Source organism: Pedobacter lithocola, from assembly GCF_042650845.1.
Taxonomy (GTDB): domain Bacteria; phylum Bacteroidota; class Bacteroidia; order Sphingobacteriales; family Sphingobacteriaceae; genus Pedobacter; species Pedobacter lithocola.
In genome coordinates this window covers 1453448-1466781 of record NZ_JBHSBW010000007.1, presented here as the reverse complement: position 1 = coordinate 1466781, position 13334 = coordinate 1453448, and the positions used below count along the sequence as shown (strand labels likewise).

Here is a 13334-nt window from a genome sequence, read left to right as displayed (position 1 = left end):
TTATGGATAAAATTTCTGTACTAACCTTAGTTTATGGTAGGAAAGAGGCGCTTAAAAACTTTCTTTCAGGATTAAAAACCAGCACACAACTGCCTGATGAATTGGTGATCGTTTTTATGAACGAGCCAATATGCGATTTACCAGAAATGCCTTTTTTGGTGAGGTGCTTTCAAATATTTCATGAAAATAAAATTCCGCTTGCCGCCGCAAGGAACAAAGCCGCAAAAGCAGCCCAAAATAATTTGCTTATTTTTCTGGATGTTGATTGCATTCCGTCAAAAACATTAATTTCTACTTACGCCAAAAGTTTTGAATCACAAAAATTATTGGTTGGGACGGTTCGCTATTTAAATAATGGCGCTACAGAACAAGATGAGTTTTTAGCTAAATTAGAATTGCTAAGTAAACCAGATCCCATTAGAAGTGATTTATACGAAATACCTTACGAACTATTTTGGTCGCTAAATTTTGCTTGCCATAAAATTGATTATGATTGTATTGGTGGTTTTGATGAAAACTTTCAAGGTTATGGTGCAGAAGACACGGATTTTAGTTTTGCAGCAAGGCGGAAACACGTTAAATTAAAAATGGTTGACGCTTGCGCATATCATCAATACCACCCGAGTTATTCACCGCCGCTTAACCATTTTAAAGATATCGTTTTAAATGCAGAAAGGTTTTTTATGAAGTGGAATATTTGGCCAATGGAAGGCTGGCTAAAACAATTTATAGATATGGGTTTGATTTCTAAAAACGCAGATCACATTGAAATTTTACGTTATCCGAGTGGTGCTGAGGTTGAAGCAGCGTTAAAAGATTAATTAATTTTAAAGAGTTTTTCGCCTGTTTTTACGATTGTTTCAGCCAGTATTTCTACAGCTTTTGGTGCAATTACACCTTTCCAATCTACTTGCTCACCTTTAATATTTTCAAGTAGCAACAACCAATCTGTTTTTAGCAATTCATTGGGCGATACAATTTTAATTCCTGCTCGGTTTTGAATTGATTTGGCTTTTTCTATTTGCTCATCAAATGGTCGGTTTTCTGGTATTCCTACAAAACGTTTATTTAAACTTGCAGCTTCCATAACCGTGTTGTGTCCGGTATTGCCAATAATGATATTTGCTTCTTTTATTGTTTCAGCAGGATTAACTACTTGCCCTAAAAATTCTAGATTAGCTAAACGATTACTCTTGTTTTGTTCTAAACCTAGTACTTTGAAATGAAATTTATTGCAAGATAAGGCGATGCTTTTAATAAACATTTCTGTTATGGAAGTACCGCCATTTCCAACCAATATGCAAACGGTATTTTGATTAATATTTACATTATTTTCTACAGAATCGAATCTGGAAAAACCGCCAGTAAAAACTGTTTTTTTATATGCATTATCTTTTTCGCCCACGTACATTTCATTGGAGAACGGAGCAATAAGTAATTCTGCACTATCATAAGCGAGTTGATGCGGTAAATCAGTACGATTACCATGTTGCCGCATTATTATAGTCGGGATGCCTGCCAACCGAGCTAATAATGCAACTTCTACAGAAACATCTATAACCAAAATTAGCGGATAATTTTTTTGAAAAACTTCAGTCATTAAGGCTACCCGATTGCGAATACCTTTAATGCCGATTGGTGCATAATGAAATGCCATTGATTTTATATTCCCAACAGATGTGTTTTCATTTTCATCAGCAATATCCAGGGGTAAATGAGCGACTTTTATATTTGAAGGTAATTCAGTTAAAGCTTTTAATCCACTGCCCATCAATATTACCTGATGATTTTTTAGCGCCTTAACTATTTGCAGAGTACGCATCAGATGACCAGAACCATGGTGATGAATATAAAATGCGATCGTAAAACTCATCTATTAGGATTGCTTTTGAAATACATCAATTCTGTAGTCTTCATTTCTAAAATGATTTAAATGTTTCAATGGTAATTCTTTAAAACATTCATGTACATCATCGCCAGAAATTGGATAATCTACAACAAAATGTGTCCAATGTACCAATAATAAAATGCCATCTACATTTAGCTGATTTAGGATTAAAGTTCTCGTGGTTAGTAAATCATCTTTTGCGAGATAATATCCAACCTCACTCATAACAATTAGATCGAACATTTTATTAGGAAAATCACTTGGAATCGAACCTAAAAGAAATTCTACTTTCGGATTATTTGCTAAGCGTTCTTTTGCCTTTGCAAGTGCGGTAGAACTAATATCCATAGCCAATAAATTGTTGCAATATTGCAGAAGCATAGCTGTAAAAACACCAATGGAACAACCTATTTCTAATGCATTATTATAAGTTTTACTAGGTATTGAAGCTATTGAGTTACGATACTTTTTCTGCTCATATTCACTTTTTTCAAAATTCCATGGGTCGCCGTTGCCGCTGTAAAGCGTATCAAAATAATCTTCTGTTAATGTTGAAGAAGGATTTATTTTCTTACGCTCCATAAAATATTCCCTGCCGTTGGTAAAGTTAGACATCATTTCTTCGCTGAGCATAAATCCGGTAGGGTCATCATCAATTAAGTTGGTAGTTTGAGATGCATGAGCAGCAATACAATTTCGCTTAATTTCGATGTATTTAGTTACATCAATTAACTTTAACTCCTGTTCACTAAGTTTAGGAATGTCACTTTCTGCCGCATTTTCATACAACCAAATTGGGTATTCCCATATTTTTGGTCGCTGCGTGTTGCCTTTTTCCAAAGCGGCCATCAAAAGTTGCCATGTTGCTCGGTGGTCTCGATGTGGGTCTAACTCGTAAGGAACCAGCACCAAATCTGGTTGAAAAGAAGTAATGTCATTAGTCAATTTTGAAGCAAGTTCATTAAAACCGGTTTCACCTTTTGCAGGCATTGCAGAATCCGCACTATTGTAACAGGCTAATACATTAGGATTTAAATCAAGCACCTGAAGTACCTGCTCTAACTCCAACTTACGCAATGCAGCAAGTTTTTCTGATGGATATGTTAAAGAATTCGGATGAGATCGACTACCATCGGTAGTTAAAATTATTTTAAATTGAGTACCACTTTCCTTTAGCAAACAAATTAAGCCGGCACAAGCTAAAGATTCATCATCAGGATGAGGTACTAAAATCATGCATCGTTTAACAGTTTTCAAATCATCAATCTGAATAGCTGTTGCCGAATTTTTGAAAGCCTCTTGATTAAATATTTGTACCATAAGAAACATTGTTTTTATTGATAAAAAAAACGGCAATGTTTAATCGGGTTGCATCAGGCGCTGGTTGGCGCAGGTAAAATGTTAAATCTCTAAATATGCGTTCTAAAGTATACGGAGCCATCAATCCTCTTGCACCAACGCATTTATTGCTTTCATCCATAATACGAAGGCATATATCTTCTATGGTTGTGCGTGTCATATTTGCAAAAGCGATAAGATTCTGTTCAAATTCTTTATTTTCAAGCCATTTATCATAATTCTCTCCCGCCTTTTCGAGCCACAATTGCCCAGCCACGAGTTGAGACATAATATTAGCAATTCGCATTCTTTGAATCGGATCTTCGGTTCGGTTTAACTCTTTTAAATATTTTATAGTATTGTGAGCAACGGCTTCTGCACCACCTAAATGTACGGCAGCAAAGCGAATTGCACCACCACTAAAATAAGGCTGTTTCAGGTAAATGCCAGGTTTATAAAGCAGTTCATCGTCAGTTAATTCATAACCAGAAAAATCAACCGTATAACTTCCTGAAGCCTTCATTCCTAAGGGTTTCCAGGTTTCTTTATTTATTTTATCATCGGTAATTTTAGCCATATCAACGATTGACATTTGCCAGCCAACTCTTTCACCATAATTTATATTTCCAGTAATTAATGCTCGGTTAACTAAGCCAACGCCAGAGCAAAATGTTTTATTTCCACTTATAATTAATTTATCATTAACCAGCTTAAATTCTATTCCATTTTGTGCTTGTGTGTTCCAAACCCCAAACAAATGGCCGTATTCTTTAACACCTTCAAACCAGTTATTTTTTTGCTCTTCATTAGCATACAAATGAATAAGGTATAAGGTGTTAATATGACCCTCGAAAATTCTACCAACTGATAAATTTGCCTTACCAACATCTTTTAAAAGCGTTAATAAGGCGGGCATATTTGGTTTGTTAAAATCGAGATGTTCGCCAGGTAATACAATTTTTAACGCACCAATTTCACGAAGCAAGTCGAATTCTTTTTTCAATCCTTCAGGATGATGCTCTGAAACAGCTGCCATTTGCTCTATTTCGGTAAGCGTATTTTGAAAGCTAATTTGATTAAAAGTTTCGTTTATAGTTTCTATCATTGGTATGCTTGTTTAACTGGATGTTGTTTTATTATATTTTCGAGCATTTGCTCGTACTTATCAATCATTTTATGAATATCAAACCTTGAAGCAGATTTTGCTACCAGCTTTCTGTCGAGATTAGAAGCAGACTGAATGGCCTGTGCAAGTGCATCCGTATCAGCAAAATCTACCAAAACCCCACAATCCTCATCAATAAGTTCTGGAAGTGCACCCATTTTGAAACCCACTATTGGTGTTCCGCATGCCATAGCCTCGGCAACAACTAGCCCAAATGGTTCTTGCCAACATGGTGTAATTAAGCAAACTTGTGCCTTACCAATTAATTCATTTAATTCCTGGTGATTTAATAAGCCTAAAATTTCGATGGTTTCATCAATTAAAGGAGCTACTTTGCTATCGTAGTACCGTTGGTCGGCTATTGCACCAGCTACTTTAAGTTTTATTCCAGCCTTTTTACAAGCTTCTATAGCCAGGTGTAATCCCTTATCAGGGTGTATTCTTCCAAACCAAACGGCATACACATCTGTGTTGTTATCCGGATAAGAAATCCAATCTTCTAAAACAATTCCATTGGCTATTACCGAGCAATTTTCTATTTGCATTTGCCAGTTTTGCGCACTTTGTTTGGAAACAGTAACATAATCTATTACCGGATTTTTTCTTTCAGACCGGATGGCCAGCTCTAATTCGTAAAAAGGAGGCGTGTGCAGTACGGTAAGCACTGGGGTTTGAACTGTGTTTGCCATCGTTATAGGAACATAATGCAATGAATTATTGAAAATTACATCAAGTTCATACTCATCAATAGAGGTCATCAAAGTAAAATAGGCATGATGTTCGGCAATATATTCTGAAGGAAGGTCTTTTCTTTTGATTCTAACACCTGTTTGTTTATCATAATCAACATCCGATAAGATGGATTCTACAGGTAGTGAGGCATCGGAATTAGAACTTGCAAATAAAATCACATCATGACCACGTTCACAAAGCAATTTGGTGATTTGATGAGTAAAAACCTCTAATCCACCAGCAAATGGAGCGGCAATAGGATGTTTTAAGTGGGAGATGATTCCAATCTTCATATACGATGAGCATTTAGTTTACACCATCTATGACAATTAAAACAACCGCTAAGTTTTTTAATTCGAAAAAAAATTAGATTTCGCACCTGCTAGACTTACGAAGTTTAACAGGCAAAGAGCAGAGGAAACCTCGTAAGTCTTCTATAGCCGCTTGCGATATTAAAAAAAAAGTCAAGAAAATCCGTATGTATGGATGTATAGGCGAGGTTAGCATCATTTTTGGAGGCATAATCTTATCAGCTTTCTAAACATTACAAGCTGCTAGTATAAAGCCTAAACCTAAGGAAGAATCATTAACCGACCCGGGAACTTTCTCAATAACGACTTTTAAAAGTGTATTACTTATACTGCTTTTAAATTAATATTATTTTTTTCTGCTAATTCAATAGGTGTGTAATCCGATAAAATTAAAGCTTTACCTTTTTTAACGCATACATCATGTTCAAAATGAACGGAAGGTTTACCATCTTTCGTTCTAACCGTCCACCCATCTCTTTCAATGTACACCTCTTTTTTACCAAGGTTAATCATCGGTTCTATTGCCAAAACAAGGTTTTCTTTAAGCATTAATCCCGAACCACGTTTGCCATAGTTAGGTACTTGCGGGTCTTCATGCATGCTTTTTCCAAGTCCGTGACCTACAAAATCACGTACAACACCATAACCTTGTTTTTCGTTATGATTTTGGATAGCGAAACCTATATCTCCTAATCTTCTACCCACAATAGCTTCGTTTATACCTACAAAGAGAGATTCTTTAGTTGTTCTAACCAACTTTAAAATTTCTTCGCTAGCGTCTCCAATTACAAAAGTGTAGGCATGGTCGCCATGGTATTCATTCTTAATTACACCAACATCAACAGAAATAATATCACCATCTTTTAAGGTTTCCTTACTTGGGAAACCATGCACAACAACATCATTTACAGAGGTAATGATGTGATGAGGAAAACCATTATAGTTATAAAAAGAGGGTACAGCACCATTGTCTAAAATAAATTCATTTGCTAATTTATCAATCTCTATGGTAGCCAAACCGGGGCGTAAAATTTTAGCGATTTCAGAAAGAGTTTCGCTTACCAACAACGCACTGATTCGCATCAGTTCTACTTGTTCATCAGTTTTGTAAAAAATCATTAGCGCAAAATTACTAATAATATTTAAAAGTATTTTCTGGCAATACATTTAAAACCAACCTCCGTTTTTTCATATTAAATGCTCGAATATTAACCATCAACTTAATTAATTTTTTTATTAGCGTTAATAATACGTTTATTTGTTATAACTGGATATGCTTCGCTAAAAACTGTATATTCGTTAATACCAAATATCATTCTTCTGTATAATTTATGCCATCTGCTTACAAGATATTAATCGGTTTTGCAACGTGTTTTCTGCTCAGCATAAACTTATGTTTTTCGCAGGCTCAACCATTAATAAAGTACATCGGTGTAGAAAGTGGTTTATCAAACAACATTGTTAATTCTCTTTATTTAGATCGTTTTGGATTTATGTGGATGGGCACTTACGATGGTTTGAACCGATATGATGGCTACAATTTTAAAGTTTTCAGGAACAATCAAAAAGTAGATAATTCTCTTATAAACAATCACATAACTGTTTTAAATGGTGATGAGCAAAATCGCATTTGGATTGGTACACAAAAGGGCGTTTCTTATTATAGTTATGCAGATTCCAAATTCCATAAATTAAAAATAAATGAACATGGGAAGCAAATTGATTTAACGGCTTCTGTTAATTCAATAGCAATAGATAAAAATGCAACGGTTTATATAGCTACCGATGAAAATGGACTTTATGTGCTAAAAAAAGGAAGCGCTGTTGCATATAAAGTTTTGTTAAAAAAGCGATACGATGCAGTAAAGGCACTTTGTTTAACAAATGATGGACAGTTATGGTTTTATGTTAAAGATTTAGGTTTATGCAATTATAACCCTTTAAGTACCGAGTTAAAACTTATAAAACCTGATGTAAAAAATGTAACTAAAATTATTGAAGGAGAGCAAAATATACTGTGGATTGGTACCGAATCAGGGCTTTATAAATTTGATAGGCACACTAAAACCCTTGCCAAACCGCAAAATTATCTAAACAATGATAACATTATGAACCTAATGTTAGATAAGCAAAGAAAACTTTGGGTATCTACTGATGGCTCAGGAATTTATGTTTTAGATATCAGAAACAATAACTTTAATCATTTATCTGCAGGCAAGGAGAAAGGTTTGCTAAGTAGCAATTCTGTAGCAGAAGTGTACGAAGACAGAGAATCAAGAAAATGGATTGCAACTTTACGAGGTGGCATAAATTTAATAGACCAGCAAAGTACTCAATTTAGAACCATAAAAAATGATGCCTTAAAAAGCAATTCTTTGGTCAACAATTTCGTTCTATCTTTTAGCGAAGATGAGCAACAAAATATATGGATTGGAACAGACGGTGGTGGTTTAAGCAAATGGAACCGTAAGCAAAATACATTTACCAATTATGTACAAACGAATGAACCGGGCTCGCTCAAAAGTAACTTTATAACCAGCATTTTAAACGATGCTGATAATAACATTTGGGTTGCAAGTTTTAGCGGTGGCATAGATAGGCTTGATAAAAAAACGCAAAAATTTATTCACTACACTTGCTACAACAATGTAAAAGGTGTAGAAGAAGTTAACATCTGGAAGCTTTTTCAAGATAAGCGTAAAAACATTTGGGCTGGTACAACCAGGGGCGGAGCACTCTATAAATACAACCTACAAACCAATAAATTTGAACTTTTTGATAATAACCTAAAAGATATACACGCACTATTTCAAGATGCAGCAGGCAACCTATGGGCGGGTAATTATACCGCATTGATAAAAATAGATCCGATAAAAAAACAACACCAGTTTACCGATATTAATATGGCGGTAAGGACAATTAATCAAGATTCACAACAGCGTTTGTGGATTGGAACCGAAGATGGTGGTTTATTACAGTTCAATCCATCTACAAAAAGCATAAAGAAATATACCGAGCAAGATGGTTTACCAAGCAGTTCTATCTTAAATATTCTGATCGATTCGAAAGATAATCTATGGTGCAGCACTTACAATGGTTTATCGAAGTTTGATGTTAAAAACGGAACGTTCAAAAACTACTATACTTCTGATGGTTTACAAAGCAATCAGTTTAATTACAATGCAGCGTTAAAACTTAAAGATGGTGCCTTTTTATTTGGCGGAATTAACGGCTTCAACTTATTTTACCCAGATAGTATTAAAGAAAACAAACGCATTCCAAAAATCGTATTAACCGATTTTAGAATAAATAATATTCCGCTCGATTTGGATTCTACTTATAGGAATGTATCTATAGTTGATTTGCAGCAAATTTCAGTTCCATACAACTCTTCCTTATCCATTAATTATGCCGCCATCGAATTTTCATTTCAGGAGCAAATATCATATGCTTATTATTTAGAAGGATGGGATAGAGGCTGGAATAATGTAAATAAACTAACAACCGCTTTTTACTCCAGGTTAAGTGAAGGGGAATATAAGCTACACATAAAAAGTACGGATACAGAAGGTGTTTGGAGTAACAACGAAAAGGTAATCGTTATAAAAATTCTTCCACCGTGGTACCGCAGTTGGTGGGCTTATGGAATTTACCTAATCTTATTTTTGGCAGGTTATTATGTGCTGCAAACCTATCGCAACAAGCAACGAAACCTTAAACACGAGGTAGCCTTAACCAACCTTAAAATGGAACGTGAAAAGGATTTAAATGAAAAAAAATTAAACTTTTTCACCAATATATCTCACGAATTAAGAACGCCGCTAACTTTAATTGTAAATCCTATAAAAGACATTTTAAATGGAAAAGAATCTGGTCAGGAGAAAAACGATTTAAATGTGGTGTATCGCAACTCGCGTAGGTTGCTTAGTTTGGTAGATCAATTGTTGCTATTTAGAAAAACAGAAAGTGAAAACGATACGCTAAACATTGTAAAAATTAATTTGTATCGCTTTGCAAAAGAGATCTTTTTATGCTTTAGTTACTTGGCAAAAAATAACCAAATCGATTATACTTTTAAATGTGATGATGAAGAGATAAATATCTTCGCAGATAGAGATAAACTTGAAATTATATTTTTTAACCTTTTATCAAATGCCTTAAAGTTTACACCAAACGGTGGCTTTGTAGATTTTAAAATTACTTCTGATGATAATGAAATTAAGATTGAAGTGAGTGATAGCGGACCAGGCATTCCGGATGGAGTTGGTGAAAAACTTTTTGATAAATTTTATAAAGTGAGAAATAAAACCTCGTTAAAAATGGGTTTTGGAATAGGACTTTATCTGGTTAAAAATTTTGTTGAATTGCACAAAGGCAAGATATATTATGTAACCAATAATGGTATTGGTACAAGTTTTTTTATTGAAATGCCTGTTGGCGAACCAACAAGTTTGGCTGATGATAAGCCGATGGAAACAGAACTTACCTATGTTAATGAATTAATTGCAGAGGAAGAACTAGAAAATGAATTGGCAGGAAAAGAAAACATTGGAAACCTAGCTTTATTAATATCCGATTTACATTCTATACTTGTTGTAGATGATAACACAGAAATTATAGATTACATCAACCAAATTTTTAAAGATAATTTTAAAATTTACAGGGCAACGAACGGCATCGAAGGTTTCGAACTTTGCAAAGAATTTCTTCCTGATGTTGTAATTTCTGATGTTAATATGGGCGGACTTAACGGAATTGAACTTTGTAAAGCCATTAAAGAAGATTCTGCTTTAAGCCATATTCCAGTAATTTTATTAACAGCCGACCCGAGTGCCGAAATCAGGCTGCAAGGAATTGAAGTTGGCGCTTATGATTTTATTAGTAAACCATTTGATAAAGAGTTATTTACTGCTAAAATTAATGGAATTATAAAAAACAGAACAAATCTGCAATCGTATTTTTATAATGAAATAACGCTAAAATCTGATACACACAAAGTATCGCAAGAAGATAGAGGCTTTTTGCAACAATGTATAAATATTATAGAAAGCAACCTTACTGAAGATAGTTTTAATGTTAAAACGCTGGCAGCAGATTTAGGTATGAGCCATTCTAATTTATACAAAAAAATCAAAGCTACTTCAGGTCAGTCGATTAATGGTTTTGTACGCTTTATACGGTTACGCAAGGCCGCAGAATTGCTGATTAATACAAATTTAAATATTAATGAAGCTGCGTTTAGGGTTGGCATTAACGATATAAAATATTTTAGAGAGCAATTTCAAAAGCTATTTAAGCTCACACCATCCGATTTTATAAAAAAACACCGTAGAACTTTTCATAAATATTACAACATAAATGCAATGAATTAGAGTGAAGATGTGGTTTGTTTTAGTCGGTCGTTATTTTAAGATATGAAGCAATCTCAACCATTTCACATCAATTTAAATTAAAGAAAATGTTATATAAAACGACCTTGTTAATCTTATCTGTATTGCTGCTCACCATACATGCTAAAGCGCAGGATAATATTATTGTGGCTAAAGGAAACCCAATTATTACTGATAAGTACACTGCCGATCCGGCTGCTTTTGTTTCCGGCGATTCCGTTTACCTCTATACTGGGCATGATGTTGCTCCGAAATCTAAAAACAATTACGAAATGCATGATTGGCTTTGCTATTCATCTGCAGATATGATAACCTGGAAAGCGCATCCATCTCCGCTAAATGTAAAAGATTTTAAATGGGCAAAAGATGATGCATGGGCTTCGCAGGTTATAGAAAGAGATGGTAAGTTTTATTGGTATGTAGCTACAGAACATGCAACAATTCGTGGAAAATCAATTGGTGTTGCTGTAGCTGATAATCCGAGAGGGCCATTTAAAGATGCGCTAGGAAAAGCATTGATTACCAATAATATGACTACCGATGTAAACATTACCTGGGATGATATCGACCCATCGGTTATTATAGATAACGACGGACAAGCCTATCTTTTTTGGGGCAATCAAAAATGTTATTATGCAAAACTTAAAAGAAATATGATTGAGCTTGATGGACCAATAAAAACCATCAACATCCCCGAATTTACTGAAGCACCCTGGATTCATAAAAGAAAGAATTGGTATTACCTTTCTTATGCAACGGGTTTCCCGGAAAAGATTGTTTATGCCATGAGCAAAAATGTAAACGGACCATGGGAATACAAAGGAGTTTTGAACGAGATTGCCGGTAACTCAAACACCAATCATCAAGCTATTATTGATTTTAAAGGCAAATCATATTTTATTTACCACAATGGAGCAATTAACACCGATGGTGGTAGTTACAGGCGTTCAGTTTGCATCGATTATTTACATTACAACAATGATGGAACCATGAAAAGAATTGTGATGACATCCGAAGGGATTAAAAAAGCCAAATAATTTATTTTAATCCAGTCTGACCGTATTCTTATCTTCGAATCTCAAAACGCCCCCTTTTAAATATGATTTCACCCCCTATACAAAATTGGATAAATTCGGTACTTCGATTAACCAAATATAAAACGTTGATTAATCTAATTTTCAAAAGAACAAATGCTTTCAAGCTGATTTTATCTGTATCATTATTTTCACTTTTTCCGATTTTTTTAAGAGCGCAAGAAATTTCAACTAGCACCATTGCAGAAAATGGATGGGCAAATAATTCGGTCAACGCGGTTATTTTCAGAAAAAATTCTCTGGTAACTTTTAAAAACTATCAATATGCTGCATATTATGATTCAAAGCAATTTGTTGTTTTGGCTAAAAGGAAAAATGGCTCGAATAATTGGAGTGTAAATAGAACGCAATATAAAGGTGATGCAACTGATGCACATAAATCGATAAGTATAATTGTTGATGGTTTGGGCTTTTTGCATGTAGCTTGGGGTCAGCACAATAATTCGTTAAACTACGCTAAAGGGATTTCTGCGGGCTCGCTTACATTAGGCGAAAAATTAGTAATGGTTCGCAATAAAGAGGTCAAAGTCAGTTATCCTGAATTTTATAAACTTCCTGCCGGAGATTTATTGTTTTTTTATCGCGATGGTGGTTCTGGAAACGGTAACTTAATGATAAACCGTTACGCTGTTAAAAGCAAATCGTGGCAGCGCATTCAGGATGGAATGATTGATGGTGAAGGAAAACGAAACGCTTATTGGCAAGTTGCAATTGATACCAAAGGTGCAATTCACCTATCTTGGGTTTGGAGAGAAAGTCCGGATGTAGCCAGCAATCATGATTTATGCTATGCAAAATCTCTTGATGGTGGCTTAACCTGGCAAAAATCAACAGGAGAAAAATATAAACTACCAATAGTAGAATCTAATGCAGAATACGCTTTAAAAATTCCGCAAAAAAGTGAATTGATTAATCAAACATCGATGTATGCCGATGCCAACGGAAAGGTTTTTATAGCTGGCTATTGGCGGGAAAATCAAGATTCAATACCTCAATACCATATTGTTTTTAATGATGGAAATAACTGGAAAGTAAACAATTTATCTTTCCGAAAAACACCTTTTAGTTTAAGCGGTGGTGGCACTAAAAAAATTCCAATCTCACGACCGCAGATTATCGTTTGGCCTAACAAAAACCGTTTTGCTGCGGGTATAATTTTTAGAGATGCCGAACGTGCGAACAAGGCTTCAATTGCTATAAACCAAGATATTATATCAAATAATTGGCAAATTAAAGATTTTATAACAGAAAGCGTAGGTGATTGGGAACCAAGTTACGACACCGAATTATGGAAAAATAAAACCATATTAAACCTCTATCTTCAAAATGTAATTCAAATTGATGGAGAAGGCAAAGCAGCATCAAAACCTACCGCCGTTAAAGTTTTACAATGGAAACCAATATTGAAGAAATAAC

Annotated in this window: 9 protein-coding genes; 4 read left to right on the top strand and 5 right to left on the bottom strand. The window is 34.6% G+C overall.

All coding sequences use genetic code 11. The features are described from left to right. The first annotated feature begins 2 nt into the window (after nt 1-2). Entirely contained in the window at nt 3-821 is an 819-nt protein-coding gene (locus tag ACFOWA_RS08590) for a glycosyltransferase (protein ID WP_378984018.1), read from the top strand. Here the strand turns inward: ACFOWA_RS08590 and ACFOWA_RS08585 are convergent. The 5 genes from ACFOWA_RS08585 to map form a co-directional block, all read right to left on the bottom strand. Further along, on the bottom strand, nt 818-1873 hold the full coding sequence (locus ACFOWA_RS08585) for a glycosyltransferase (RefSeq protein ID WP_378984015.1): 1056 nt from the start codon (nt 1871-1873) through the stop codon (nt 818-820). The genes ACFOWA_RS08590 and ACFOWA_RS08585 overlap by 4 nt on opposite strands. A gap of 3 nt (nt 1874-1876) precedes the next feature. Continuing rightward, on the bottom strand, nt 1877-3208 hold the full coding sequence (locus tag ACFOWA_RS08580; protein WP_378984012.1) for a bifunctional PIG-L family deacetylase/class I SAM-dependent methyltransferase: 1332 nt from the start codon (nt 3206-3208) through the stop codon (nt 1877-1879). Continuing rightward, nucleotides 3192-4331, bottom strand: a complete 1140-nt coding sequence (locus ACFOWA_RS08575; protein WP_378984010.1) for an acyl-CoA dehydrogenase family protein — start codon at nt 4329-4331, stop codon at nt 3192-3194. The genes ACFOWA_RS08580 and ACFOWA_RS08575 overlap by 17 nt, the downstream gene beginning before the upstream one ends. Beyond that, nucleotides 4328-5416 carry a glycosyltransferase family 4 protein gene (locus ACFOWA_RS08570; RefSeq protein ID WP_378984008.1) on the bottom strand — a complete coding sequence of 363 codons (1089 nt, stop codon included), beginning with the start codon at nt 5414-5416 and terminating at the stop codon, nt 4328-4330. The genes ACFOWA_RS08575 and ACFOWA_RS08570 overlap by 4 nt, the downstream gene beginning before the upstream one ends. 342 nt (nt 5417-5758) lie before the next feature. Beyond that, a complete protein-coding gene (map, locus tag ACFOWA_RS08565) occupies nt 5759-6553 on the bottom strand; it encodes a type I methionyl aminopeptidase (protein WP_378984006.1) in 795 nt (264 codons plus the stop codon). Nucleotides 6554-6765: 212 nt separating this feature from the next. On the opposite strand from map, the gene ACFOWA_RS08560 reads away from it, so the two are divergent. The 3 genes from ACFOWA_RS08560 to ACFOWA_RS08550 all read left to right on the top strand — a co-directional run bounded on the left by ACFOWA_RS08560 (nt 6766) and on the right by ACFOWA_RS08550 (nt 13333). Then, nucleotides 6766-10806: a hybrid sensor histidine kinase/response regulator transcription factor gene (locus ACFOWA_RS08560; RefSeq protein WP_378984004.1), complete on the top strand. Its 4041-nt coding sequence runs from the start codon at nt 6766-6768 to the stop codon at nt 10804-10806. Between the two features lie 86 nt (nt 10807-10892). Next, nucleotides 10893-11861 (top strand): glycoside hydrolase family 43 protein, encoded by a 969-nt coding sequence (locus ACFOWA_RS08555; RefSeq protein WP_378984001.1) that lies wholly within the window; start codon nt 10893-10895, stop codon nt 11859-11861. Nucleotides 11862-11923: 62 nt separating this feature from the next. Continuing rightward, entirely contained in the window at nt 11924-13333 is a 1410-nt protein-coding gene (locus tag ACFOWA_RS08550) for a BNR repeat-containing protein (RefSeq protein WP_378983998.1), read from the top strand. Nucleotide 13334: the final 1 nt, after the last annotated feature.

Coding starts and splice junctions, on each gene's coding strand:
- ACFOWA_RS08590 (WP_378984018.1), top strand. CDS start 3: ATGGATAAAATTTCTGTACTAACCTTAGTTTATGGTAGGAAAGAGGCG.
- ACFOWA_RS08585 (WP_378984015.1), bottom strand. CDS start 1,873: ATGAGTTTTACGATCGCATTTTATATTCATCACCATGGTTCTGGTCAT.
- ACFOWA_RS08580 (WP_378984012.1), bottom strand. CDS start 3,208: ATGGTACAAATATTTAATCAAGAGGCTTTCAAAAATTCGGCAACAGCT.
- ACFOWA_RS08575 (WP_378984010.1), bottom strand. CDS start 4,331: ATGATAGAAACTATAAACGAAACTTTTAATCAAATTAGCTTTCAAAAT.
- ACFOWA_RS08570 (WP_378984008.1), bottom strand. CDS start 5,416: ATGAAGATTGGAATCATCTCCCACTTAAAACATCCTATTGCCGCTCCA.
- map (WP_378984006.1), bottom strand. CDS start 6,553: ATGATTTTTTACAAAACTGATGAACAAGTAGAACTGATGCGAATCAGT.
- ACFOWA_RS08560 (WP_378984004.1), top strand. CDS start 6,766: ATGCCATCTGCTTACAAGATATTAATCGGTTTTGCAACGTGTTTTCTG.
- ACFOWA_RS08555 (WP_378984001.1), top strand. CDS start 10,893: ATGTTATATAAAACGACCTTGTTAATCTTATCTGTATTGCTGCTCACC.
- ACFOWA_RS08550 (WP_378983998.1), top strand. CDS start 11,924: ATGATTTCACCCCCTATACAAAATTGGATAAATTCGGTACTTCGATTA.